The sequence below is a fragment of the Hoylesella marshii DSM 16973 = JCM 13450 genome (assembly GCF_000146675.1).
GTDB lineage: Bacteria > Bacteroidota > Bacteroidia > Bacteroidales > Bacteroidaceae > Prevotella > Prevotella marshii.
In genome coordinates this window covers 1535356-1561195 of record NZ_GL397214.1, presented here as the reverse complement: position 1 = coordinate 1561195, position 25840 = coordinate 1535356, and the positions used below count along the sequence as shown (strand labels likewise).

Below are 25840 nucleotides of genomic sequence, written 5' to 3'. Positions count from 1 at the left end.
ATTATTTCACTACCTTGCGACCGTCTACGATGTAGATGCCTTGGGGCAGGTTTTTCAGTTCGCCGTCGAGGTGAGCACCGTCAAGGGTGTAGATGCCCTGACGCGTGGCGGGTATGTCGGCTTTTATGGCTTCGATGCCGGAGGGAACCCAGTTGCTGGGGGCACATACCACCTCGGCAGTTATCACGTTTCCGGTGGCGTCGCACACGGCGTGCTTGCTGTTGTTAAAGCGTGCGCCCGCAGGCTTGTGAAACTTTAAACTACTGCCCATCGAAAAGTTGTTGACTTTCGCAATAGAACCTGCTTTACCTTTGGCTATCAATGTGGCGCTGTTGCCGATGCTCAGCGTAAGCCTGCCGTTAGAGGCGTAGTTATAGTTGGCACCTATGCCCAGGCCGTTTATGCTGGTAACGCTGAGTTCTTTGCATTGCACCGACATTTTACCGTCGGCATACAGATTGATGCCGGCATACTTGCTACTTAGCGTGCCTTTGTTGGTTATTTTCAGCGTGCCTGTTCCGGTAAAAATAAGCTCCGGGTCGCGGCCGGTGTTGACGTTGCGCGTTTGGTGAAAGGCTGCCGTTCCGCTGTTGATAACGTTGTGGCCGATGAGGTTTACCTTCAGCACGTCCATATCGCTATTAAATACGATGCCGTTGACTGTTCCCGGATTGGTGGTGAGGGTGATGTTGGCATTGTTGAGTGTAAGGGTATTGGTGGCGAAGTCGTACTTCACCGTTCCGCTGGCATTGCAGAAGGCGTTGCCAAAGATGCCTATATTTTTATAGTAGGTTTTAAAAGCATCTACAAGGTTGTTACAGTTAGCATACGTTACTTTTACGCTGCCAAAAGATAAATCTTGTGCCAGCATGGTTGCGGGCAGGGCGAGCAGCGCAAACAGTAGTGCGGCTGTGGCTGCCAACTTGTTTTTTAGTAAATACTTTTTCATTATCGTTTTTGCCCCCGATAACCCTCTCTCTTGTTGAGAGAGAGGGAACGCCTTGCGGGGGCTTGGGCGTTGGGGTTTACATTATATAGGATGCTACGTTGTTGGTGCTTACTGCTTTACATAAACTGTAGTCGTGCCGACGCCTTTGTAGCGCAGGGCGCCATATCTGCCACCGCCTTGATAATCCTGGCAGAAACTGTAGTCGTGAGCTTCGAGTTTACCTTTTTTATTGCGATAAACAGCCCATGCCATTACGGCGCGGTCGGTGGGCACAATGCCGTTGGTGTGCACTTTCCACGCATCGTTGATAACCACCACGCGAATAATGTCCGGATATTGCTGCCGGATGATGCGCAGCACTTGAGCATTGAGTTGCTTATCCAAGGCACCGGGCTTGAGGGCCATCGTAGGCGGTTCGGGCTTCACGATGGCTGCGTCGACAATCTCAGAATATTCGGGGGTGCCGTTGTAACGGGTGTAGTACATCAGTTGCTTGTTCAGCTTCGAGGAGTTCGCGGAGAATTTATCGTGCTCCATCAGCACTTGTTTATACAGTTCGTTGGCAGCAATCAAATAGAGTGCCTTTTTGGTAGCCTCTTTCTCGCTCTCCATGCCTTGATAGAGTTGCAGCACGCATTTGGCAATAAGGTCGATGTCTACAACAGAGCGTGCCATGAGTTTCATCAGCGCTTCACGTTCGTTGCATTCCCCTCCATCGCTGTAGGGGAACATCCATCCCCGCTTTGCATCTGCCACGCCGGAGTTTTGTGTCGTGGTATATGCTTTCACTGCCCTGAAGCGACCGTTGTTGTAGGCAAGCAACATGGCAAGGTTCCACACCGACTCGTCGCAGTTGGGGTCGGCAAAGAAGCGTGCTGCCATGGGATAGCGGAAAAACTCGTCGGCGTGCATTGCCAATTTCTGTCCGTCTGCCGAAACAAGTTCTGTCACTCCGTCGTCGTAGCCTACAAGCCCTATTGTGATATCACCCAGAGTGGTACCCACAGGGAAAGCCAGAATTTTCTTAGCCTCCTTAAGAAAGCGTGCCCACGGGTAAATGAGTTGCTCCTCGCCCAAAGCATATAGGGTGGGATATTTGTAGTAGGGTTGCAGCGGGAAATAATACGAATCGAGATGCTCGTAGGCGGCATACAGGTCTTTGTAGCTTTTCGAGAATTTCTCGGGCACGGTTTCGCTCTTGGCAAGCGGGTTTGCAGCCAGCGCGGCTTCCGAGGGATTGAAATCCTCTTGGTGCAGAACAACCAGCGATTCCGCCCGTTCCCTTTTGCCTTTGCGACTGTTATTTGGGGTAGCGGTCGTGTTGTCGTCGATTTTCTCTACGTTTTTCTTAATCGCCTTTTTTGGCCTTGTTGAGCAGACCGCCCAACTGCGCCTCTGCGGGCGTTGCGATGGCAAATGTTAGCGCAATGGCTGCCGATACCGTTATTATTTGATTGATTTTAATCATACTTTCAACTTGCCCCCTGCTAAATCTCTTTTCAGAGCAACACCGTGTCGAGGCTCGGGCGTTGGGTTAAATTGTTTTGAGTGTTGTTTGTTTTTAATCGTATTATTTCTTCACCTCGGCCGTGCCGTTGATGCGCAGGGCGAATGTGTGGGGTTTGCCGTCGCCTATCTCGCCGTGGCTCAGTCGTGCATCGGTGATGCTCACCTGATAGTGGCCGCTTTCCACGTCGATGTCGTAGAGCAGGGTGCCGGCATCGCATTTGTGTTTTTGGCCGCTGCCGTCGGCGTAGAAGAGGCGTTTGCCGCCTTTGTTGTAGGACAATGCCCAGACGACGGTGCTTTCGCGGGTCATGTCGATGGCTTTTTCGTTGCCTGTGAGGGGGTTGAAGTTCACGCAGAAGCTTTCTTTGCTTTCCTCATCGAGCCGCAGTTCGAGGTAGTATTCCCCTTCGGTGGCTTTTGCGATGATGGCTTTGCGCAGTGTTTTCAGGCTGTTGTCTACGAGGATGCCGCCCTCGGCGGGTAGTTTCACGTCGCCGCCCGTGTCGGGTTCTTCCTTCTTGCCCTTCTTTCCTTTTTTGTCTTTGGGTTTCTCGCCGTCGCTGGGTTTCTTTTTCTCGGCGGCTGCTTTGCGCATGGCCAGGGTGGTTTGGCGGTTTTCGACAAGTCTGTTGTATCGATTTACGAGTGCTACCAGACCTACGGTTTCGGGCTCGAGGTCGTCGAGCGAGTCGATGCGTCGCAGCACGGCATTGATGGCTACATCGGTGGTGGCGCGCAGCTTTTTGATGTCGAACGCGCTGTTGAGCGTGGTATCAATGAAGTTGGCGCGAAACATTTTGTCGAATGCCTCATTATCGGCTGCCAGCTGGTCGAGGTCGGCCTTGGCTCCGATTTTCAGCACGTGGGGTTTCACTTTTGCGTCGTTCAGGTCTACCACAAGGTTTTTGATGCTGCCTGTTTCGGCATCGTTGCTCTGCGTAGCCACGCCCGGATAGCGTTTCATCACTTTTTCCACCTCGGCGGCTGCTTTCTTTATGTCGGCGGCGCGTTTGTGTTTAGCCAATTCTACGCACAGTTGCAGGGCGCGATAGCTTTCGTCGCGCACGGCGTCGAGTTCTCTGATTTCGGTTATAAACTCTTGTCCGCGGGGCAGGTTCAGTGCCTCGGCCTCGCCCTCTATGCACACTTTGAGCGCGGGCAGCAGGGTGTTGAGTTTTTCGATGTTGGCTTCTTTGCACATTTCGTAGATGTGAATGCCAAACTGGTAGTGCTCCATGTTGCGGAGACGAGCTTTTTGAATTTCTTTTAATAACATTTTTTTAGTGTTTTAATTGATAATGATTAATATGTCGTGAGGGTCACTTTTGGGCTTTTAAGTCATTTTTTGCCCATTGTGAGGGTCACTTTTGGGCTTTTAAGCCATTTTTTGCCCATTGTGAGGGTCACTTTTGGGGTTTTAAGCCATTTTTTGCACGTTGTGAGGGTCACTTTTGGGTTTTTAAGCCATTTTTTGCACGTTGTGAGGGTCACTTTTGGGGTCTTGAGTGTTTTTTACCGGCTTCCAAGTAGTTGGAAGCCCCGCGCCCCTTTGGTTTCCTTGTTTCGGGGGGCGCGGGCGTGGGGCGTTTACAACTCCGTCATCGTGCCGCTATAGCTGATGGTGAGGGTGTGTTCCGCGCCGTCTTCGCCTTTTACGCGCCCGTTTTCGAGCCGGATGTTGAGGGTGCTCTCGGGCGAGCCGCTGATGGTAAGCGTGCCGGTGGTGAAGACGGGGTAGTCATCCTCGCCGGGGGCGCCGTAAGAATCGATGAGCTTATTGCCGTCGGGCTTATCGTATTCTACCAACCAATTGTAGTTTCCGTCGTGGTTCGCTTCCTTTTGGTCAGGTCTACGGGGCTGCCGGTCATATGCAGGTCTTTGTTCAGTCTTCTTATTCGGCCTTGAGGATGGGTCTCTCTGCGACGTCGATGGTCACGGTGTTTTCCTTCGGCTCGGGGGCTACATATTTCGTCATCGTGCCGCTGTAGCTGATGGTGAGGGTATGTTCCGCGCCGTCTTTGCCTTTTACGCGCCCGTTTTCGAGCTTGATGTTAATGGTGCCTTCGGGCGAGCCGCTGATGGTAAGCGTGCCGGTGGTGAAGACGGGGAAATCATTGCCGGGCCTGCCGTAAGTATAGATGAGCTTAGTGTCGTCGGGCTTATCGTATTCTACCAACCAATTGTAGTTTCCGTCGTGGTTCGCTTCCTTTTGGGTCAGGTCGATGGCGCTGCCGGTCATATGCAGGTCTTTGTTCAGTTGAATTTCCACCATTTTATTATCGTCATCGGATGCGTAGAGGTCGAGGCAGTAGTCGCCGTCGTCCATGTCTGCGTATTCGGCCTTGACGATGGGTCTCTCTGCGCCGTCGATGGTTACGGTGTTGGCCTTCGGTTCGGGCTTCGGTTCGTCGTTGTCTTTCGAGCACGAGGTAAATACGGTGCTCATCATTACTACTGCTGCAAGGGCGAAAGCTGCTTTCGCCGCGCTTGCAAAGATTGTTTGTCTTTTCATATTGCTGTTATTAAAATTGTTGGCTTATTTATGGTAGTTGTGCGCCGTAACGACTTTCTGCGCCAAAGAGCGAGAGGGCTTTGTCGGCATCGTAGCGATTGCCATACATCGACACGCGTGTGGTTGATGTGCCCTGCATGTTCATGCCGTTGACCTGACGATAGAGGTTGGCGGCCGAGTTGGCATCAAAGGAAGTGTTGCTAACCACCTTGAGTGTAGCGAATCCCTTGAGGTAGGCAGGGTCTATCTTTTTGAGGATGTTGCTGTTTTGGGGGGCTTCGATGTTGCCCTCGCATTTGGCCATCTGGTCTACTTCGTCGAAGCGTGCGGCCTTGACGAGCGTCCACTTGCCGCCCGTGGAGGGCAGTACGAGGTCGGCGGCGTTCATAAAGAACATGTTGTTGTAGGCCGAGGTCTTGCGGTCGGCCTCGTGGGCTTTGTTGGAGTCGATGTGTGTGCGGTCGAGGGCACCGAGGTTACTGCATCCGAAGATGTTGTCGTGCACGTCGCCATGGACGCCAATCATGTATCGATAGCCGTAGCCCATGTCTTCCATCTCTTTCGTGCGACACCACGAAAAGAGCACCGTGTTGTGGTGGAAGTCTACCGAGGCGGAGATGGGTTTACCCATGGCTGCTGCGCCCGAAACGCTGCATGCGGCATAGACGTTGGAGATAAACACGTTGTTGTATATCTCCCAATGGCCGCCGAGGTTGGTCATTTGCAAACCGAAGTAGAGGCCGTTGGCAAAGACGCAGTTGCGCACGATGAGCCGTCCCTCGGTATTGCCTTTCATCAGCTGGTGCGACAGGCCGTTGACTTCGCCACCCGGGGTGATGCGTCCGGTCTCACAGCCTTCGCAGCATCCGCAGCGCGGGTCGGAGGGGTCGGCACGCTGGTAGTTGTTCTGCATGCCGAGGTCGAGCAAGAAACCGTCGATGAGCACCTCGCCGTTGGGATTGCCTTTCACATCGATGGTAAAGAGACCGCGCGAACCGTTGGTGCCGTTTTGCTCCTTGGTGGGCTGAATGCGGGTGACGTGCTGCAGCGGGTTACGCTCCGAGAAGTTGTCGCTATAGCCGCCGACCACCTTGATGTACTTCTTAATTTCGATGTAGCCGCAGTCGAGCTTTCCGAGATAGTTGCCTTCGGCCACGCAAACGACGCTGCCTTCCTCGGCGTTGTCGATGGCTTTCTGCAAGTCGCGGTAGGGACTGTCTTGCGTGCCGGCACCGCGAGCCGAACCGCGGTTCATGCTCACATATACCTTCGGCCCGTTGCCCACGTTGGTGCTCATGTTTCGGCCGAGGCTGCCCGACGAGGACGATACGCTACCCGATGATGACGACGAGGTGTTGCGAGAAGACGACGCACCGAGGGATGTTACACCTTTCACCGCATCCGACGCGTTCCGCACGCTGCTTTCCACGGTGTTGCTTACGCCGTCTTGCAACTGCTGCACTTTGTTGTTTACTTTGTTTTCTACTTTCTGTTTCTCTTCTTTCACGGTACTTTCCACCGTCTCGGTGACGGTTTTCTTCACTTTCTTGAGCAGACCGCCCAGTTGAGCGTTGGCCGTTTGTGGCAGGAGCGCTCCGAACAACAGACTTACAACCAAAAGGTTTTTAATTTGATTTTTCATCATTGTTGTTTGTTTTTAAAGGTTGATGGTTATTTGTTTCTTAAATCGGGTGATTTTTATTTATCAATCCGTACCTATCGAGTCGGCTTTGGCGAGACGGCTCATCAACACGTCTCGCTGCAGGCGCACTCAGCCGAGATTTTTAGTGTATCATTTCACCACCTTGCGGCCATTTATGATATAGATGCCGGCGGGGAGGTCGTTGAGTGTACCGTTGAAGCGTATGCCGTCGAGGGTGTAGATGCCGCGCTTACCTTGCGATGCGTCGGCCGTTACGGCAGAGATATCGGTGGGAGCTTTGCCCGGAACAATTTCCACCTCGCCATAGTACGTATTGCCATCGGTGCCAAGGAGTTCATAATAGGTGAAGTTGCTTTGCTTACCGAACTTTACGCCGACGGTGCTGATGTGGCAGTTTTTCAGCTGATAGGATTTGAGGTAGCTTATGCCAGCATCTTTCCAGCCCCAACCACCTGTGGCACCTTTCACCTTGAGCGTGGCGTTGTCTACCACGAGGTTGAGGGTCTCCGTATTGTCTCCGTTGCAATAACCTGAGATGCTCTTTTCTTTTCCCTGCACGTCGAGCGTGCAGTCTTTGATGGTGAGCGTGCGAGGGGCAGTATGGTCTCCCATGTAGATGGCCTCGTTGCTGTTGGAATACACCGTAAGCGAGCCTTTGCCCAAAATTTCCGTGTTTCCACCCTTCCAAAGGAGAAAACAATTACTGCACTTCACGCTGTTGCTGCCTTCGAGCACAATCTTCAGGTTGGCGAGGCCTTCGCAAAAAATGAAGTAGCCGGATACGTTCTCTGCTTTAACGTTCTTCAGGGTGAGCGTTGTTTTGGCTTGGTTCCACGTTGCCGTGCCTCCGCCGAGCGGGATGGTGGCATCGGCAGTGTACTCGTTCTCACAGAAACGGAATTGCTGTGCCCTTACCGGCATTGCTGCCATGATGCCCATCAGAGCGATGGCAAATGATAGGATTGTTAGCTTCTTCATATTGTTTAAAATGTTCGGTTTGTTATTGTTTGTTGAGTGCGCCTATCGGTGCAGAAGGGTTGATAGACCGTATGTGAATAAATCGAATTCAAATCGTTCAAATCTTTTCTCATTTAAAATTATGATTTATTTGATTTTAGATAGATTTGTCAGATGTCTGCCCGATAGGGCACTCAGCTCGTCTCGCCCCATAGGCGCACTCAGGCCGATTCGGCGTTATTCTATCTACTTAGGTGCCTTGTTGGCCCACATCGAGAAGGTATGTAGCTTGCTGTCTTTACCCATGACAACACCGTTATCCACTCCTACATTAATGGTAGTGATTGTGTTGCCGGTAATCCAGAGAGTACCTCTTTTGAAGTGCTGCTTATGGTCAAGGGCACTGGTATCAAACACAAGTTTTCCGTTTTCGTCGTAGTATCTTATTTCCCAAAACGTCATTGTCCCCGGATTTGCATCCGGTAAAGAAAGGTCAATTCTTTTTCCGAAGTGAATTTCGCTCATCCTGATGACCGCTCTTGGATAATCCGTCTTGTTCCTGAGGTAATAAGTCACCAGAAACTTGACAGAACCTGTGTGGGGTGTGTCAAGTTCGGATTTGCTTCTCCAAATGATGTAATTCTCTCCATCGATGTTAACAGTCCCCGCGATGCTTTTGGGTGTATCAGGCAGTATCTCGGTCAGCTTGTCTCTGTAGTGCAGGTTGACATTGTAGTTCTCTCCTTTGCCCTGCAGGGTTCCGCTCTTTAGCTTGACGTGGAGATCGCCGTCAACCTTACCGGTGATATCGAGGATGCCGTGTTTGAGGGGTTTGGAGTCCGTATCGTTGGGGTCGCCGCTATTGCTGGCCACGAGGTTGCCGGATGCGTCGTAGTACTCCACTTTCCAGTACGACCCGCTATGCGAACTTTCTTTTTGGGTCAGGTCAATGCGCTTGCCGATGTGGTAGTCTTTGTTCAGAAAAATCACTACCTTTTCCTTTCTGCTACCGATATTGAAGTGTAACACATAGTTACCCTTATCTTTGTCTTCGAAGCTACCGCTTTTGATGCTTTCTTCGCTGTAGGTGTTGATGGTAACATATCCTTCGGCGGGTATGTTTTCATACTCCTGGGTTATCTTGCCCGAGTAGCTCAACGTCATGGTGCGATCTTTACCTTTCATGTCCTTGAAGCGCCCATTGAGGAGCAGGATTTCAACACCCTCGGCAACTTTACCTCTTATAGAGAGGTTACCGGTATTGAAAATGGGGTTCTTGGTGTAGCTGGGGTCGCCCCATGTTTCTAAGAGAGGTTCACCGTTTCTATTATAGTATTCCAATCCCCAGTATTGTCCGTCGTGGATGCCTTCTTTTTTAGACAGGTCGATCTTGCTACCGGTGAAGTGATGTTTCATGTCTGCATGAATAACCACTTTGTGTGATGCGTACATACCCTTTTCACCCATGTAGAGGTGGATGTTGTACATCGTGCCGCCCAGATGTTCGTATTCGGCCAGCTTGATGGGAAATTCTCTGTCGTCGAAATGAACCGTTTTGTCCTTAGGTAGCGGTAACTCGGAACCCGGATCGGGATTGGGACCAGGATTGGGACCGGGGTCTGGTGCCGGGTTGTCTTTGCCATCACCGCCGCAAGAGGCGAGAGCAATTGACATCATAAATACTGTAGCGAGAGCAAAAACCTTGCTTGCTGCGCTCGCTAAAAATGTTTTCTTCATCATAACTTTTATTCTTAATGATATTTAATTGGAAATTTTCTTTCATAATCCCCCCTCAACAGGAAGAGGGGGGCGATTCGGTGTCAGACGGTCTTCTTTTCCGGCTTGCCTTTGAAGTATGCCGAGAACGTGTATTCGTTACCATCTTTACCCTTGGCGCGTACGTCTTTGAACTCGATGGCGAAGTCCTCTTTGGCGTTGCCCGTGATGGTGACAGTGCCACTGATACAAGGGGTACCTTTATCGGGTTGATCGTCACAGGCAAAGAAAGTCTTCCCATCTTGATAGACTTCGAGTTCCCAAGTTCCATATGGACGGTAATCAGGGTCATCATCATCCTTCTCGGGGTAAAGTTTTGTCAGATCAAAGGGCTTGCCAGTGGCATGGAGTTTCAAATCAAGTCTCATATATACGCCTATTTTCACAACTAAAGGGGTAGCGAGCTCTATCCTGAAGTAATTGTCTTGGCCAATATCTATAATAGAAGCCTTGGCGATGGCATAGTCCTTACCGTTAAGGGTTAAGGCGTTTTCTCTCAACTCGGGATTAGGATTAGGTTTGGGACTGGGGCCGGGGTTCGGATCGTCTTTGTCATCACCTCCACAAGAAGCGAGAGCAATTGACATCATGAACACTGCTGCAAGGGCGAAAGCTGCTTTCGCTGCGTTTGCAAAAAATAAATTTTTCTTCATTGCTTTATGGTGCCCCCCTAATGACCCGCGGATTTCTTTTTATGCGGGAACGCCGTATCGAGGGCCTGGGCGTTGGGTTGATATTTATGTTTTATAGCCTTTTACGGAATTTATTGTAAGACTTTTGGTGCAACAGTATCGGAGCATCTTTGCTCAAGGGTGTTTAGCACCTTTGGCGAGCGATGCTCCGCACCATAGTTACTTAGTACGGAACACAGCTGTTTCTTACTACTTCACCACCTTCTTGCCGTCGACGATATACACGCCCTTGGGCAGGCTGTTAAACTTGTCTTTGAGGCGGACACCTTCGAGTGTGTAGATGCCGCGCTTGAAAGCAGGTATGTCGGCTGTCGGGGTGTTGATGCCCGTTGCGCCTTTGGTGATAACCACTTTGCTCTTTACTATCTCGCCGTTGAGTGTCACGGCGTGTTTCCGAAGGTCGAACTTGGCTCCGACGGGTTGGGTGATGGCGCAGCCTTCCAAGGTGAGGCTGTTGAGTAGACGAATAGAGCCGGCAACGTTTCCCTCTACCGTTACCGTAGCGTTTCGTACAGTGAGGTTCTCGCCGCTCGTGCCGTTAAATCCCATGATGTCGCCTTTGATGTTCACGGTACAGCCGTCTATGGTAACAGCTCCAAACATAACAAAAGCTGTTGTCCGGTTTTCTGCGTTGAGCGTTCCGCTGCCGGTAAAGGTGGTGCCCCTACCGCAGAAGATGACTCTGTTGCTTTCTGTTGCAATGTTGTTGGTGCCGATAACCTTGATGGTCAAGCCATCAAGCATGTTGTAGATGGCGATATTGCCAGCTGTGCGGATGGTAGCATTATTCAGCGTAAGGGTCTTCGTGTCGTCATCGTAACTCACCGTTCCTTCTACGCCGTCAAGCGCGGAGAGGTTGTCGCAGTTGGCTGAGGTTACTTTCGTGCCGCAAATAGAAAGGTCGTAATTGATGGCAGGCCCAGCTTCTATTTCGACAGATTTGGCCTCTTCACCGTCCTTATCGACGATAATCTGCATACCATAATCATTCGTGTCTACCCTGCCGTTCACGGGTACTTTGATTTCGCAACCGATGAGACTGATGGATTTGAAATTCATAACCTTGCTGAACTTCACCGTGGCGTTCTTTATGACAAGTGAAGACCCGTTACCCTTCGTGCCGCTAAAACTCTTGCTTGTTTCCACCGTGCAGTTTTCGATGGTCACGCCTTTGTCGGCACCGGTATGTGAAATGGCATATACTTGGGCATCAATCTTGAGGCTACCTCCGCCTTTGATTTTAAGGTCTGCATCCACTGTTGTTATTCCTGTCCAGCCGGAGGTGGTGATGGAGTTGCTGCCGATAAGGCGCAATGTCCATCCTATATGCCTGATGTTAATAAAATTAAATGCGTTCTTTTTTGCCACGAGGATGGCGTTGTCGAGGGTGAGCGTCTTGGTCATAGCGTCCCAACTCACCTTGCCCGATTGGAGCCACGGCCCCGTGAGGTTGGCAGAAGTGGTGAAATCGATTTCCCCGCCGTCAATTTCGAACGACTGCTGCGCCTGCACATTACCTGCCCACATCATCGCTATGATGGTGAGGAGGAGTGTGAGTATTTTATTCTTCATAATAATAATGCCCCCCTATTAAATCTCCTTTCGGAGCAACGCCGTATCGGGGGCTTGGGTGTTGGGTTGATATTAAAAGTATATTTTGTTGTTTTCGGGAGTTTTATCCCTCCCGTAGTCGGGTTTGCTGTTACCATTCTTCTCATCACTTGAGAGGCGAATAGAAAGAGCGGGGAGGCCGCCGGAGCGAGAGTTATGAAAAAGGATTAGGTTATGAGCGTTGCCGGTAGCACTTCCCCGCTGCTGTCCTTATATATATAAGGTGTCATATCAGGTAATCAGACAGCCACTGAAGCCACTTCCGCACTCCGCGCACAGGCGGGCGGTCGGGCTTTGCCTTGTCTGGCGGTGGCTTTTGTTGGCGCACGCTATCCTGTGGCGCACGCACGCTGCCGATGTGTTTGACCACTTCCTGCTCCACCATTTCATGGATGGTGTCGAGCAGTTCCATACGTTCGTCGTACAACTCCGGATGGTCTTCCCGCTTCTTCGGAGCGTCGTTTTGTTGCTTATGTTTGATTTCTATCATGATTGAAGACGTTTTCTTGGGGCAAAATTAGGAGGAAACTGACGAAGAGGCCTTGCAAAATCGGACATCCTTCTTGCAAAATCGGACATTCTTCAATCTCCCCATCTTGCAAAATCGGACATTTCGTCTGCGGAAACGCCCTGTATATGGGCATATCGAGTGTAACATTTACAAATAAATACAATTATGTTTCTTTTTGTGAAATCCCTGCTTTTCTTTTAGGTTTAAAGAATGGAAAAAAAGTGTTTTCACCCATGAAAGTTGTTATATTTCCTTAAGAAGTGTGTTCTATCGTCGCAAAATAGAATTGGAAATACTATCTTTGCGCTTACCATCGTAAAGATGCGAGGTCGGTGGCTTATCCGCAGCAGCTATAGGAAAGCCGGATGGCATCAGGGGATGACCGGATTTGACAGCGGGTTGAGATGGTACGTAAGCACGTGGAGCGTTGGCCGTTGGCTCCCTAATCTCATCGGTCAAAGAATTATCTGGCGAAAAACAATACGCTCTCGCTGCCTGATCGAAGCACAGTAGATGTAAGGCTTTATTCTGTTACAAGGTAACGGAACGAGACATTGCTCGGGAATTGTGTTTCCGAAATAGCCCGAAAAAGCAATGCGGTTTCATCGGAAATAGTCAAGTCGCGCCTCATCGGCTTGATGAAATTTCAGAGGATAAGGTTATGATGGGTGGTCCGGGTCTTGTCATAACACGAAAATAAAAGTCCGGAATAAACGTGTAGAAAGCGTATGGTTTCCCTGTTTGGACGAGGGTTCAACTCCCTCCATCTCCACTTCCGTTCGCGATGAATATAGGTGAATCGTCATTGCGGAAACAAATGCAGCCGTGTTCGTTACAGGACGCGGCTGCATTGTTTGATGAGGTGCATGAGGTAACGGATTTCGTTGTATCGCGTTTACTTCATCCATTCGTAAAGGCTTCCCCACTTTTTCATACCCCGAACGCCCATATAAGTGGTTTGATATCCATAGACTTTGATACGCTTGCGATGGTTTTCGGGATGGTCGACAAGGTTTAATTCTCGTCTTGCCACCGATTTGGTACGCAGTTCGAGCGCCATCATTTTCCCCTTATCCGTCTCGTTTTTATCGTCGGCAAGCAAGAGAGCCGTTTGAAAAGAGAAAGGCGCCTTGAGCTCGGCATTGGAGATGGAACGTTTGCAAGCACCCACGATATAGCCGGCTACCCATATTTGCGAAGAATAATCTTTGGTGAGAAAATCATGGATAGTGATGTAATCTTTCGGATTTTCAGGAGGTTTCTCGTCTTCTTTTCCTTTGTCGTCGGGTTTCTCCGTATGCGGTTTCTTCGGTTTCTTTTCGTCTCCTTCAAGCGAAGGTTTCTCACATGAGGCAAAGAAAAGCGATGCCAACAGCAATGTAACAAGCGTAAGATTCTTCATGATGGTAAGATATTGAGGACTACGCAAATATAAAGAATCTTCCGATAACTTCCAAACAAAAGGAAAAAGAATCTGCTGTCGCCGCCACAAGTCATGTTGCAAAAGAGGCGATAAGGGGTTGTCATTGCCGCGCAGGCCGTTGTTTTCATTCCTATTTCATTTCCCCGTAAAATACCGAATGTGTGATACGGTTACACAAGAGATAACACACAGATAAACAATGCTTTACGAATTCTGTTGAAAAAGCATAGCTCCTACCGTGTAAAAAGATAGCTTTTAAGACGTCAAAGCATAGCTTTCATGTGCTCAGAGCTATGCTTGTTTGTGTCATTAGCTTTCTTGCTGTGTATCTCGACTTGGTAAAGCACTTAAACAGCAGTCAGCCGCAGGGGATAAAAAATGATGGGATAATCAGAGGAAAAATCGGGTTTCTGATATTTTTATACTAATTTTGCACGGTGATTGCCTTAGTGGCTGTCGGATACACGACGAGGAATGTTTCGTATAAAGAAATTAGACATTTTCATTACCAAACAGTTCGGACTGCTGTTTGTGGGCACATTCGTGATTTGTCAGTTTGTGTTAATGATGCAATTCCTGTGGCGTTGGGTCGATATACTCATCGGCAAGGGGCTGGCTCTTGAGATTCTTGCACAGTTCTTTTGGTATATGGGCTTGATGTTAGTACCACAGGCCTTGCCGCTGGCTATCCTGTTGTCGTCTCTTATCGTGTTTGGCAACTTGGGAGAAAGCTCTGAACTCACGGCCATTAAGGCTGCCGGTATCTCCCTGATGCAGTCTTTCCGCTCGTTGATACTCCTATCGTGCCTCATCGCAATAGGTTCTTTTTATTTCCAAAACAACGTGGGACCGGAAGCAAACAGTCGCCTGAACGTGTTGATACAATCCATGCGTCACAAGAACCCCGAGCTCGAGATTCCCGAAGGCATCTTTTACGATGGCATTCCGCAATCCAATCTCTATGTGCAGAAAAAGAACCGAGATACGGGTGTCTTGTATGGCATCATGATATATCGCATGACAGATAGCTACGAAGATGCCGCCATCATCCTTGCCGATTCCGGCCGGTTGCAGACAACAGCAGACAGGAAACACTTATTGCTGACACTCTACAGCGGCGAATGGTTCGAGAACATGCGTTCTACGGAGTTTGGCAGTAGCGCATCAGTGCCTTATCGGCGTGAGACCTTTCTCTCTAAGCGTATCGTACTTGACTTCGACAGCGACTTCAGCTTAGAAGATGGGGGCAGCATGTCGAACAATGCGCGGACAAAGAGCCTCTCCCAGATACGAAAAGACCTCGATTCGCTCAATCATCAGTATGACAGTGTGGGGCGGGAGATATACCGCGATATGGTAGCACAGCATTTCACAGTGCACCATCTCCGTCGCAGCGACTCGCTGAAGGCGTTGAAGCAGGTAGCCGAAGGTCGTGTGGTTTTCGACAGCCTCTACCAACGTCTGCCGGATGAGCAGCGGAAAAATCTCATTAACAGTGCACTCAATACGGTGAAAATGGAAGCAAGCAACCTCGACTTCCGTGCCATGCTTACCTCCGACGGCGACCAACTCATACGAGAACACGACATCGAAGCCATCAGTAAGTTTACGCTGGCCTTATCGTGTCTCATCTTCTTCTTCATCGGTGCGCCCCTCGGCGCAATCATCCGCAAGGGCGGATTGGGCGTTCCCGTGATTATCTCTGTGCTGGTGTATATCATCTATTATATATTAGACAACTCCGGATATCGCATGGCGCGAGGAGGCATGTGGACAGTGTGGTTCGGCAAGGGGCTGGCTCCTGCGGTATTGATTCCCCTTTCCATCTTCATTACCTATAAGGCGAACAACGATTCTGTGGTGTTCAATATCGACCTTTACCGCAATTTCTTCATGCGGTTGTTTGGATTGCGCCTCAAACGGCATGTAGCCGGTAAGGAAGTCATCATCAACGACCCCGATTATCGCGCCGATGCCGAAAGACTTGAAACCATGACAGCCGACATACGGGCTTACGCCGGCAAGCATCGCCTCTTGTCAATGCCCAACGTCATCAGACTATTCTTCAAATACGAACCCGACCACGAAATAGAGCGCATCGGCGAAGAATTGGAGAACATTATCGAAGACCTTTCCAACACGCGCGACAAAGTGATTCTCAGCGCACTCAATGCTTACCCTTTCATGTCGCTGAAAGCCCACACCCGCCCCTTTGAACGCAAATGGCTCAATATCGCATCGTTTGTGGTCATACCCTTAGGCGCAGTGTTGTATGTCAGAATATGGATGTTCCGTGTGCGCCTGATACGCGACCTGCGTACCATTACCCGCACCAACGAACACATCATCGCTCGCATTGTCGAGCGGCAACTCGCATAAATCGAAAAACCCAATCATCACATCAATATGGAGAACTTCAAGTTAAACAGTGTAGAAGAAGCCGTAAACGACATTCGCGACGGTAAGTTCGTTATCGTAGTAGACGATGAAGACCGTGAGAATGAAGGCGACTTCATTATTGCAGCAGAGAAAATTACCCCCGAGAAAGTAAACTTTATGCTGAAACATGCCAGAGGGGTGCTGTGCGCTCCCATTACCATTTCGCGGTGTAAAGAACTCGACTTGCCTCACCAAGTGACAGACAACACATCGGTACTCGGTACCCCCTTTACGGTGACAGTAGACAAACTCGAGGGCTGTACCACAGGGGTCTCTGCCCACGACCGTGCTGCAACCATTCGTGCCTTGGCCGACCCTGCATCCACACCGCAAACTTTCGGACGTCCGGGGCATATCAATCCGCTCTATGCCCAAGACAACGGTGTGTTGCGCCGCAGTGGTCATACCGAGGCAGCTGTAGACCTTTGCAAGTTGGCAGGTCTCTATCCCGCGGGAGCACTCATGGAGATTATGAACGAAGACGGTACCATGGCGCGTATGCCTGATTTGGTAAAAGTAGCCGAGGAGCACCATCTCAAGATGATATCCATTAAAGATTTGATTGCCTATCGGCTCGAACGCGAATCACTGATAGAAGTAGGCACAGAGGTAGACCTGCCTACCTGTTACGGACATTTTAGGATGATTCCTTTCCGTCAGACAGCTAACGGCGTGGAACACATGGCCGTTGTCAAAGGCGAATGGAAGCCCGATGAGCCCATTTTGGTGCGTGTACACTCCTCCTGTGCTACGGGCGACATCCTCGGTAGTATGCGATGCGACTGCGGAGAGCAGTTGCACCAGTCGCTGCAAATGATTGAAGAAGAAGGCAAAGGCGTGCTCATCTATATGCAACAGGAAGGTCGCGGCATCGGACTGATGAACAAGATGGCTGCCTATAAGTTGCAGGAAGAGGGACTCGACACCGTGGATGCCAACGTACACCTCGGCTTCAAGCCCGACGAACGCGACTACGGATGTGGTGCACAGATGCTCCGCCACCTCGGTATCCACAAGATGCGCCTCATGACCAACAACCCCGTGAAGCGCGTGGGATTAGAGGCCTATGGATTGGAGATTAGCGAAATCGTACCCATAGAGATTTCTCCCAACAAGTACGACTATCGTTACTTGAAGACAAAGAGAGACCGCATGGGGCACGACCTGCATCTCTGAATGCCTGCTGCCACATGAAGTATTAGATGAAATAATATAGTTTAAATTTATAAAATTATGTTATAAAACACCTCGTGCACTCGTGAGTAGAGAGGAAAATAAGGGCAGTTGCGTTAAAAAACGCGGTTATTTCTTTTTTATTAGAAAAAATATAATACCTTTGCAGCTGTTTTCCGATTTCAAGAGTGTCGAGGTTCACACGTTGTGAGGACGGGATACTTTTTGGTTATCATGGAATAGCTACGAGGTATAAAAGATAAAGTTTCTGCGATGGGTTTTTCCAAGTTTCTTGTCTTTGCCTCTTCTTTATTAGGGATTTGCTTATAATGTAAAATGATAAATAACGAATAGGAATGGATAAGAAATGGTTGCTATGTGCAATATCTCTATTGATTTGCCTGCCCATCTTTTCGCAAAACATAATGGAAAGTAGTGACATTTTGGTCATCAAAGCATTTTTGAAAGATGACGTAGAAATGGCAAAAGAGAATGCAGAGAAGTTGATTAAAAAAAACAAGGACAATACGGATTTGATTGCAGCTGTGGGTACAGTCTTTCTGGATGCCGGTAAAACGGATGAAGCAACGTACTTCTTTAATCGGGCACAGCGTTGTTTTCGTATCAGTACGAAAGCCTTAAACCTTGGAGGCGATATAGCACGTGCGAAGAATCTTCCCGATTCAGCCCTATATTATTATGGTCGTGCCATGTATTTTGACAGGCGTGACCCTGATGCCTATTATAAATATGCGGATTTGGTGCAAAAGACGGATATCGCAAAGGCTATAGAGAAACTGAGAGTTCTTGGCCAGAACAGACCGGATATCAATATTGATAAAAAGGTGGCAGAGCTTTATTATACAGCCAACGATATTGACAATGCCCTTGCTACGTATGAAAAGATTGGTGCCGATTCGTTGGATATCGAGGAACTGACACATTACGCTCTGTTTGAATTCTTGAAGAAAGACTACGTAAAATCATTGGAATTGGCCGAATTGGGACATCAACGTGAGCCCCGCAACGTCGTGTTCAACCGTTTGCTGCTATACACGAATACGGAGATCAACGATTTTGAAGCAGCCCAAAAGAATGCCAATGACCTATTATATAATGGTGACGAGACAAAATTGCAATATCGCGATTACATCTATTATGGCTATGTGCTGAACGGATTAGGCAAGAGAAAGGAAGCGATAGACCAATTTAATATCGCTTTACAGAAAAATCCAGACCTGCCCACCATTAAGAAGGAGATTGCAGAATCTTACGCCCATATCAATGACTACGATAATGCCATCAAGTATTATGAGGCTTATGTGAAGTCGTTGGATAAGGAGGATAAGAACATGGCCTATGAGTTGTTTCAGTTAGGACGTCTCTATTGGAGAAAGGCAACCGATAATATGGAAGAAGGTAAGCCGCTGACATTGGAGCAGTCTGATGCACTTGTTCAGGCAAACAGAATTTACGGAGAAATCGTTGCGTTACGTCCTGATACCTATTTGGGATATTATTGGCAGGCAAAAGTAAACGGCTTGCTCGACCAAGGGGATAAGAAGGGACTGTCCAAACCTTATTTCCTGAAAGCGGCAGAACTGTTGGAACAGAGCGGAGAGAGCCAGCCTGTGCTTATAGAATGCTACAAACAGCTCTCTTTCTATTATTATACGCGCAAGGATTACAAGATGGCTTCCAGCTATGCACATAAGATACAAGCGCTGAATCCCTCTGATGAATATGCGAAACAGATTATAGACGCCTTTGGATAACGGCAGGGATAGCGATAGATATGAAACGTATTGATAATTTAAAGGTTATGATAAAGTCAAGAGGACGTAGGCATTTTATGTTGCTTATGTTGTTGTTCTTCCTCGGAACACCGGAATTATTCGCCCAAGGACGCTTGTTATATTATAATAAGGTGGACACGTTGAAAGTAATAGAACGTTTCAACCTGAGAGCGAATATCGTGGATTGGCTTGTGCTGACTCCTAATGTCGGAGTGGAATTTGCCACAGGTAATAAAAACTGGAATACATGGACTGTAGGTTTGTATGGTCGTTTTAATTGGCATGCCGATACGAAAGTGCGTCCTTATTATGTGTATGACCTCTATGACGGTCGTGTGGAGCTGCGTAAATATTGGCATGCCCATATGCCTAAACGAGTGTTTTATGTAGGCGCTTATGCCGGTGCTAACAAGTTTGATATTAAGTTGGGAAGCGTCGGCAGGAAAGGTCAGGGTGTCTTCGGAGGCCTTATGGTCGGTACGATTACGCAGCTTTATGGTTATCAGAATGGCGCAAGTCTTGATTTGGATTTGGGCGTGAATGCCGGTGTAGTTTTCGCTAAATATCACGAATATCGCAGAGAATTTGCCGGAAATCAATACGTTTATACCGTAACAAAACCGGAGAGCGGTTATGCACTCACCTTTTCGCCATGGATTTATGCCGCATCTACCGATATTATCAAGGCTTCTTTAGTCTATCATTTCGGAACCAAGCTATCTAATAAGTATAAGAATCGTATGTTGGTTGATACTGATTATCGCATAGCATTGGATGCCCAGAAGATGAGGATGGATAGCATCAATACCGCTTTAGAGAAACAGCGTAGGTTGAAAGCCGATTCTTTGGAAAAGGTAGATTATGAGAAACGATTTGAGAAACAGCATCTCGAAATAGAGCGGAAGTATCAGGCCGACTCTTTGAAGAAAGTGAATGAGGCATTACATATAGAAGCACTTAAGGCTAAGGCTGAAGCTAAAAAGGTGGCTGATTCACTGAAAGTAGTGGAAAGAGAAAAAGCCGTAGAGGCTGCACGCCAAAAACAGATTGATAGAGAGAATGCCAAGAGAGTGGCCGATTCACTGAAAGTAGTGGAAAGAGAGAAAGCCGTAGCAGCTACACAGCAGAAGCAACTCGATAGAGAAAATGCCAAGAGAGTGGCTGATTCACTGAAAGTAGTGGAGAGAGAGAAAGCTGCAGAGGCTGCACAGCAGAAGCAACTCGATAGAGAAAAAGCCAAACGCGAGGCAGACTCATTGAAGACTGTTCGCAAATCTCAAGAAGCAGAAGCCGCTCTGATGAAAGAACAAGACCGTGAGAGAGCCAAACGGGAACGAGATTCCTTGGCACAGGTGAAGCAGACACAGAGGCAAGAAGCTTTGAAAGCAAAAGAAGAAGAGAAAAAACTGAAGAAGCAGAAGAAAGACGAGGAGAAATCCAAATCTAAGAAGAAAGACGAGGAGGAGCCTCAAGCAACGAATACTGCCGGTAAGGAAGAGAATCCCGGAGACTCTGAGACGGGTACAAGCGGTGAAGAAGAGAATAAAGACGTAAATAAGGAATCATAAAGAAGAGTCGAGATGAAGAAGATAATTATATTTCTTGCATTATTGCTGGGAGTAAATCATGCAGCAAAGGCACAGACATTCTCTGTGAATACCGATCTTACGATGCTCGCTCTGCAAACTTATAATATGGGAGCAGAAATGACGATGGGTAATCGTTCGACCCTTGGCTTGTCTGTCTTTGTGAACAATAAGCCCTATTTCCATAAGGAGATGAAAGTGGTGGGTGTACAGCCCGAATATCGTTATTACTTTGGCGGACGGCCTATGTACCATCATTTCGTTGGTCTTAGTCTGCTTGCCGCTTCTTATGATATGACATGGAACAACCGGAATTATGATGGCACAGCATGGGGAGCCGGCCTCTCTTTTGGTTATGTGATTCCTTTGACCGACCGTTTGTCGATAGATGCACATGCCGGTGTAGGCGTTGTCTTTTCCCATCATAAAGAAACAATGTTAGACGGTTCTGCATTAGTGGTGAATGGCGATGCGCCCGCAGCAGAAGGTTTTTGGAGTCATCGCATACTGCCGACAAAGATAGGTGTTACACTTTCATACGCAATATGGTAAAGTTTTTTAAAGGGAACTGATGATGAAAAAGAATATATTTTATGGAATGTTGTCTGTTTTCCTGTTCCTTGGATTTGCCACAAAGGGACATGCGCAGGCAATGCATATAACGGGTACGGTGTACAAGGCCATGAAAGGACTGTCGGGAGACGGGCAGGGAAAACTTCCCCTGTCAGTTCCGGTCTATGTATTTGATAACAAAGCCGAGGCACGCCGACAGGCACAACTCTATAATTCCCAAAACCGGACTTTTGGAAGTGTTGTTAAGATAAAGAGTAATGATATTGTCATACCGGACTACGAAGGCCATTTCGAGGCAGATGTGTCGGCCGGAGGAGCTTTGCTCTTAATTAGTGAAGGCTTTCTGAAGTTAGTAGATGTCACTGCAGCTCGTTTGAATTATGAGATTATTTTTGCCCCATCGAGAGCAGATGGTATCATGATTCAGAATGTGAGTGTCGTTTCTAAACGGAGGGGTATGAGCTTCAAGGAATTACCTCCTATTGATGACGGACCTAATATGCGGTGGACGGTGAATGTTGCCCTGCCAGCTTGGTATACGACAAAGCATTCCCGTCTGATTTTCCAGCCGATAGTTGTTGATACAAAGACGAATGATACCATACAGTATTTAGAGCCTCTGGTCTTTGAAGGCGATAAGTATCATGCCAATCAAATAAAAAGAAAGAGTTACGATTTTGAACGTTGGGACTCACTCCATTCTTATTATGTTTATGGTAATACGTTGACAGACGATGTCTTCAGTTTCGGATGGGACTTCACTTATCCTAAGCCGGACATTGATGCCCTTTATAAATGGGTATCTACACTTAGTCTTGAAGATTATACGCATGTTTATTATCGAGATAATAAGGAAGGAAGCAACAATGTGCGCAGGCCATGGAAGATGCTTGACGTAGGTTTCACGGCAAAAGAAATGAAATTGGAGCCGAAACTCTATGAGCAAGTACGCGCCAGATTGAGTGAGGTTCCGCGCGATTTGCAATTGACTTTTATCGTAGGAAAAGATGAGCTGACAGAGGATATTACAAATCAGCAGACATTGGAATTATTGGTGAAGGAATTGCGATCTTACGGTAATTCATTGATGAACTTTAGCATTCAGGGCACAGCATCGCCTGAAGGTAACCAAGCTTCTAATATAGACTTGGCAAGAAGGCGTGCCCAAAAGATTCTGAAGATGGTGGGAGCAAATATACGGAGTGCCGGTTTGAATATTAAAGAGCCTAAGGTTTACACATGGTTTGATGTCGCCGACTCCTTGATGGAGCGTGGGCAGAAGTCCGAGTCTGAAGAGTTGAGGCGTTATGCACAGTCTAATAATCTGACAAATATCGGTCGAATGATGGTCAGCAACCCCACGATTGAGCAAATTATGAAGAACCAACGATTGATTAAGAGTACTTATACGCTTCGTCGTAACAAGATTTTGGAGCCGAAAGAAGTCCTTTGGACTTATAACAATGACCCTCGTTATGCTGTAGGAGGTACGGAAGTATTCTCTAATGGAGACTATTATAACCTATTCAATCAGATTACTGATAGTGCCGAATTGCGCAAATTGACATATCGTGCCTATAATGAAAATAAGGCAAGAAAGACAATGAAATATAGTCCTTTTGCTGCTTATCTTGCCAATAGAGTGGCTTGTTATCTGTTGGAGAAAGACAGTGTGGATCTTTCCGTTTTGGAACCATTCATTGATATGAAAGCAGGTCTGGAGGTTTCTCGACCAGTATCTTTTGAAAGTTCTTATATGTATACGGTCAATTTCCGTGAAATTGTGGCTAATCAGGCTTTGATGTATCTGAAATCTCGGAAACTTTCTGAAGCCAATCACTTGGCCAATAAGCTGCCCGATACAGAAGAATTTCATGCTTTAAAGATGCTAATTGATCTTGAGGCCTTGTTCTTTAAGCAGAATAAAACGCAAGAAGAAGATGAGGCTTCGCAAAGGGCACTGTCTTATATCAGAGGAACCAGCCATCTTAATGATGCCATTCTGAGTATAGAGCTTGCGCCGGAGTTGGAATTTAGTTATCCTTCATTGGTTCCGCTTGTGGATTCGTTGCCGGATAACCTTGCAAAGAAGTGGTATATGATGGGTATTATTGCTGCTAATGATCCTGATATTGAATCTGAAAACGATTATGCTACACTTTTGCAAGACTACGGAACAGATTTGGGAATGAAGTTGCAATCCAATGGTATGCCTAATTTCTTGGCTTATTTCCAGCACTGTTTTGATATGGATAGAACTTTTTATAGCAAGTTCTTCACCTCGGATGCGAATGTGCCGGATGATATTCGGAAGAGATATCCTTATGATGAAACGAAGAAAGATTTATATAGAGAGAGATTCAAACTCCTGATGAAGAAGCCGAAAGCAGCATCACTGGATGCTGAAGAATAAGGCGATGATAAATAAGAGAACAATAGTAATATTAAGATAAGGTAAGATGAAAAGAAGAGTATTTGTCGTATTGGTTGTTGCGTTATCGCCTTTTGTTATGAAGGCAGGTACGCACTTTCTTCCAAGCATCAAGCATACCTATATAGATAACCCCACAACTGTGCAGCAAAGTGACACGATTGTGGCAGATTTGGAGGACTTGGAGGCCATGATAGGCGACTCTGTTCTGCACGAAGATACCGTTTATTACGGGCCGGTAAGACCTAAAGGATTCAATGGTCTGCGCTTCATATTGGATCGACGTCATCGATATAGCGGAGATAACTTTGTGAATAAGAGCTTTTTAGACCATACTTATCTGGATTTCGGCGGAGGAATTACGAATTATCTGCCTAATGATCATTTCCGGTATACACCATTTGCCAATTTCCATGTTGGCTTCGGTAAGGATTTGAGTCCGATGAGTTCGGTTAGATTGCAATTAACCGGCGGTTGGGGATTTGTGAAAGAAGCCAATCTACTCACTTCAAAGACTACTTATCAATCGTTTGGAGCCCATGTAGATTACCTTTTTAATTTTACGAATTATATGCTGGGTTATCGTCCGGAACGCAGACTAACGGTGTCTGGTGTAGCCGGTTTGGGCTTGCAGAGTTCCAAACTGTCTGCTACGGACGGAAGCATTATTACAAGTTATGCCACTACTTCGGCGATGTCCTATGATGCACGCTTTGGCCTGCAGTTTAGGGTCTCGACTAGTCCACATGCTGCATTCGCGGTAGAACCTTTTATCAGATTGGCCACCCGCAAGCAAGATTTAGTGGAAGGTACGAAGTTCAATAGCCTTGATTTTGGTTATGGAGCAAACCTCTCATATATCTGGTATTTCTGGCCGGAAGTATCCAAGAAGAATGATTTGGGTGACTTCATGAAGAAGTTTGAGGAAGATGAACGTATGTTCCAAGAGAAGTATGCCAAGAAACATTGGCGTCGTCCCATGTTCTTCGACTATAGTATAGGCCCAGCTTACTTTAATAAAACGAATCTCTCTATGGGCAACTCAATTGGTTACACTGCCAACGCTTATTTCGGATGGTGGTTGTCGCCGGTTCTTGGTGTCCGCTCGGGTATTCATATCACCAATGCAGATTGGGCAGATAATTCCAAAGTCCCATCTCATGGCCCATTGCGCACAAAAAGTTTATTGGGCGTGAGGGGAATGGCACTCGACCTTCTTTTTAATCCGTTTGGTTTCAATCGTAACTTCAATTGGGATAATAAAGTAGGAGTGAATCTTCTTGCCGGCTATGAATTTGGTAGAATGAGGGTTGTTAATGAGGAGCACAACCATTATGTAAAGAGTAATTATGTCAGTTATCGTGTAGGAACTCAGTTGTGGATGAAGCTGACAAACGATTTGCGTTTGAACGTAGAACCCTCTTACGCCTTTATTGAGCAGTATCAGGGCTTTGACCAACGTAAGCAATATGAGGAGTTAGCCATCAAATTGGGATTAACCATGCTCTTCCGTGACAAACCGAGTCGTGAGAAGTTCAATCTCGATAGTATAGGAGTGGTTAATCGCTACTCTCAGTTGAGTGGCTTCTTCCTTGGTGGAGGTTTGGGATGGAATACAACCGTACGTACATGGAGGTATTCTACTGGTGCTTCCCCCTTGCTGAAGAATGGAACTCTGTTCGCCGGCTATAATCTGAATGCCTACCATGGTATTCGTTTGAACGGTGAATATCTGACTGATCCCATTTGGGTTGAGAATAGTGGTCATACAGCAACGAAAAAGCATCTGATGGAGAATGTATTGGTATCCTTGGATTATCAATTGAACCTTCTCAATGCAATTGCTGGTTATAATCCCTATCGTCGTTGGAATACATATATATATGGTGGTCCTTCCTTAGCTATGGGTAGTGCAGGGACAGATTTTGCCCTTAACTTCGGTGGAATGCTTACTTATAATATAACACCGAGTTTAGCTTTATTCTATAGCCATACGGTTTATCGTATGCCAAAGGAACGCTATATCACGACACAAGTTTATAAAGATGAGGGCACTTTTGTGAATAGTCTTAATGTTGGTTTGATGTATAATGTCAATCATACATTTAAAGAGATGCAGAAGATGCTCACGTGTGACTATACGCAACAGCCCCTTTCTTTCGAGTATAGCATCGGTCCTGTTTGGTACACGAACCTTCCTATCTCTGTAGGCAGTTCGATGGGTTACACAGCCAATGCC

At 47.5% G+C, this 25840-nt stretch carries 18 protein-coding genes, 1 other RNA gene and 1 pseudogene; 8 read left to right on the top strand and 12 right to left on the bottom strand.

What is annotated here, in order from left to right; translation table 11 throughout:
* Position 1: 1 nt before the first annotated feature.
* The 11 genes from HMPREF0658_RS06510 to HMPREF0658_RS06465 all read right to left on the bottom strand — a co-directional run bounded on the left by HMPREF0658_RS06510 (position 2) and on the right by HMPREF0658_RS06465 (position 12159).
* Positions 2 to 949 (bottom strand): hypothetical protein, encoded by a 948-nt coding sequence (locus HMPREF0658_RS06510; protein WP_006949529.1) that lies wholly within the window; start codon positions 947 to 949, stop codon positions 2 to 4.
* A 108-nt stretch (positions 950 to 1057) separates the two neighbouring features.
* Positions 1058 to 2365, bottom strand: coding sequence for a hypothetical protein (locus tag HMPREF0658_RS06505; protein WP_006949528.1), 1308 nt, complete (start codon positions 2363 to 2365; stop codon positions 1058 to 1060).
* Between the two features lie 154 nt (positions 2366 to 2519).
* The gene (locus HMPREF0658_RS06500; RefSeq protein WP_006949527.1) at positions 2520 to 3734 is read right to left on the bottom strand and encodes a DUF6261 family protein; all 1215 of its coding nucleotides are present in this window, start codon (positions 3732 to 3734) and stop codon (positions 2520 to 2522) included.
* A gap of 311 nt (positions 3735 to 4045) precedes the next feature.
* Positions 4046 to 4264 carry a hypothetical protein gene (locus tag HMPREF0658_RS11860; protein WP_081439472.1) on the bottom strand — a complete coding sequence of 73 codons (219 nt, stop codon included), beginning with the start codon at positions 4262 to 4264 and terminating at the stop codon, positions 4046 to 4048.
* An 85-nt stretch (positions 4265 to 4349) separates the two neighbouring features.
* Complete coding sequence (locus HMPREF0658_RS06495; protein WP_006949525.1) at positions 4350 to 4970, bottom strand: hypothetical protein; 621 nt, start codon at positions 4968 to 4970, stop codon at positions 4350 to 4352.
* Positions 4971 to 4998: 28 nt separating this feature from the next.
* Entirely contained in the window at positions 4999 to 6615 is a 1617-nt protein-coding gene (locus HMPREF0658_RS06490) for a hypothetical protein (protein WP_006949524.1), read from the bottom strand.
* Positions 6616 to 6762: 147 nt separating this feature from the next.
* The gene (locus tag HMPREF0658_RS06485; RefSeq protein ID WP_006949523.1) at positions 6763 to 7611 is read right to left on the bottom strand and encodes a hypothetical protein; all 849 of its coding nucleotides are present in this window, start codon (positions 7609 to 7611) and stop codon (positions 6763 to 6765) included.
* 225 nt (positions 7612 to 7836) lie between these two features.
* Complete coding sequence (locus HMPREF0658_RS10670; RefSeq protein ID WP_006949522.1) at positions 7837 to 9330, bottom strand: hypothetical protein; 1494 nt, start codon at positions 9328 to 9330, stop codon at positions 7837 to 7839.
* A gap of 80 nt (positions 9331 to 9410) precedes the next feature.
* A complete protein-coding gene (locus HMPREF0658_RS06475; RefSeq protein ID WP_006949521.1) occupies positions 9411 to 10019 on the bottom strand; it encodes a hypothetical protein in 609 nt (202 codons plus the stop codon).
* 228 nt (positions 10020 to 10247) lie between these two features.
* Positions 10248 to 11630 carry a hypothetical protein gene (locus HMPREF0658_RS11385; protein WP_006949520.1) on the bottom strand — a complete coding sequence of 461 codons (1383 nt, stop codon included), beginning with the start codon at positions 11628 to 11630 and terminating at the stop codon, positions 10248 to 10250.
* 265 nt (positions 11631 to 11895) lie between these two features.
* A complete protein-coding gene (locus HMPREF0658_RS06465; protein ID WP_006949519.1) occupies positions 11896 to 12159 on the bottom strand; it encodes a hypothetical protein in 264 nt (87 codons plus the stop codon).
* 395 nt (positions 12160 to 12554) lie between these two features.
* Between HMPREF0658_RS06465 and ssrA the strand changes: the two genes are divergently transcribed.
* Positions 12555 to 12955: a transfer-messenger RNA gene (gene ssrA / locus HMPREF0658_RS11045) on the top strand.
* Positions 12956 to 13075: 120 nt separating this feature from the next.
* Here ssrA and HMPREF0658_RS06460 read toward each other — a convergent pair.
* Complete coding sequence (locus HMPREF0658_RS06460) at positions 13076 to 13582, bottom strand: DUF6359 domain-containing protein (protein WP_006949517.1); 507 nt, start codon at positions 13580 to 13582, stop codon at positions 13076 to 13078.
* A 495-nt stretch (positions 13583 to 14077) separates the two neighbouring features.
* On the opposite strand from HMPREF0658_RS06460, the gene HMPREF0658_RS06455 reads away from it, so the two are divergent.
* The 7 genes and pseudogenes from HMPREF0658_RS06455 to HMPREF0658_RS11665 all read left to right on the top strand — a co-directional run.
* Positions 14078 to 15982, top strand: a complete 1905-nt coding sequence (locus tag HMPREF0658_RS06455; protein ID WP_006949515.1) for an LptF/LptG family permease — start codon at positions 14078 to 14080, stop codon at positions 15980 to 15982.
* Positions 15983 to 16009: 27 nt separating this feature from the next.
* Positions 16010 to 17218, top strand: a complete 1209-nt coding sequence (locus HMPREF0658_RS06450; protein WP_006949514.1) for a bifunctional 3,4-dihydroxy-2-butanone-4-phosphate synthase/GTP cyclohydrolase II — start codon at positions 16010 to 16012, stop codon at positions 17216 to 17218.
* A gap of 422 nt (positions 17219 to 17640) precedes the next feature.
* The gene (locus tag HMPREF0658_RS06445) at positions 17641 to 18990 is read left to right on the top strand and encodes a tetratricopeptide repeat protein (protein WP_244860908.1); all 1350 of its coding nucleotides are present in this window, start codon (positions 17641 to 17643) and stop codon (positions 18988 to 18990) included.
* 47 nt (positions 18991 to 19037) lie between these two features.
* The gene (locus HMPREF0658_RS06440) at positions 19038 to 20579 is read left to right on the top strand and encodes a DUF3575 domain-containing protein (RefSeq protein ID WP_024991115.1); all 1542 of its coding nucleotides are present in this window, start codon (positions 19038 to 19040) and stop codon (positions 20577 to 20579) included.
* A gap of 12 nt (positions 20580 to 20591) precedes the next feature.
* On the top strand, positions 20592 to 21149 hold the full coding sequence (locus HMPREF0658_RS06435) for a DUF3575 domain-containing protein (RefSeq protein ID WP_006949511.1): 558 nt from the start codon (positions 20592 to 20594) through the stop codon (positions 21147 to 21149).
* 19 nt (positions 21150 to 21168) lie between these two features.
* Positions 21169 to 23583, top strand: coding sequence for an OmpA family protein (locus HMPREF0658_RS06430; protein ID WP_006949510.1), 2415 nt, complete (start codon positions 21169 to 21171; stop codon positions 23581 to 23583).
* 46 nt (positions 23584 to 23629) lie between these two features.
* A pseudogene (locus HMPREF0658_RS11665) lies at positions 23630 to 25840 on the top strand (hypothetical protein); the annotation flags it as partial.

Coding starts and splice junctions, on each gene's coding strand:
- HMPREF0658_RS06445 (WP_244860908.1), top strand. CDS start 17,641: ATGGAAAGTAGTGACATTTTGGTCATCAAAGCATTTTTGAAAGATGAC.
- HMPREF0658_RS06500 (WP_006949527.1), bottom strand. CDS start 3,734: ATGTTATTAAAAGAAATTCAAAAAGCTCGTCTCCGCAACATGGAGCAC.
- HMPREF0658_RS06475 (WP_006949521.1), bottom strand. CDS start 10,019: ATGAAGAAAAATTTATTTTTTGCAAACGCAGCGAAAGCAGCTTTCGCC.
- HMPREF0658_RS06460 (WP_006949517.1), bottom strand. CDS start 13,582: ATGAAGAATCTTACGCTTGTTACATTGCTGTTGGCATCGCTTTTCTTT.
- HMPREF0658_RS06440 (WP_024991115.1), top strand. CDS start 19,038: ATGATAAAGTCAAGAGGACGTAGGCATTTTATGTTGCTTATGTTGTTG.
- HMPREF0658_RS06450 (WP_006949514.1), top strand. CDS start 16,010: ATGGAGAACTTCAAGTTAAACAGTGTAGAAGAAGCCGTAAACGACATT.
- HMPREF0658_RS06430 (WP_006949510.1), top strand. CDS start 21,169: ATGATGAAAAAGAATATATTTTATGGAATGTTGTCTGTTTTCCTGTTC.
- HMPREF0658_RS06455 (WP_006949515.1), top strand. CDS start 14,078: ATGTTTCGTATAAAGAAATTAGACATTTTCATTACCAAACAGTTCGGA.
- HMPREF0658_RS06435 (WP_006949511.1), top strand. CDS start 20,592: ATGAAGAAGATAATTATATTTCTTGCATTATTGCTGGGAGTAAATCAT.
- HMPREF0658_RS06490 (WP_006949524.1), bottom strand. CDS start 6,615: ATGATGAAAAATCAAATTAAAAACCTTTTGGTTGTAAGTCTGTTGTTC.
- HMPREF0658_RS06495 (WP_006949525.1), bottom strand. CDS start 4,970: ATGAAAAGACAAACAATCTTTGCAAGCGCGGCGAAAGCAGCTTTCGCC.
- HMPREF0658_RS06485 (WP_006949523.1), bottom strand. CDS start 7,611: ATGAAGAAGCTAACAATCCTATCATTTGCCATCGCTCTGATGGGCATC.
- HMPREF0658_RS06465 (WP_006949519.1), bottom strand. CDS start 12,159: ATGATAGAAATCAAACATAAGCAACAAAACGACGCTCCGAAGAAGCGG.
- HMPREF0658_RS06510 (WP_006949529.1), bottom strand. CDS start 949: ATGAAAAAGTATTTACTAAAAAACAAGTTGGCAGCCACAGCCGCACTA.
- HMPREF0658_RS10670 (WP_006949522.1), bottom strand. CDS start 9,330: ATGATGAAGAAAACATTTTTAGCGAGCGCAGCAAGCAAGGTTTTTGCT.
- HMPREF0658_RS11385 (WP_006949520.1), bottom strand. CDS start 11,630: ATGAAGAATAAAATACTCACACTCCTCCTCACCATCATAGCGATGATG.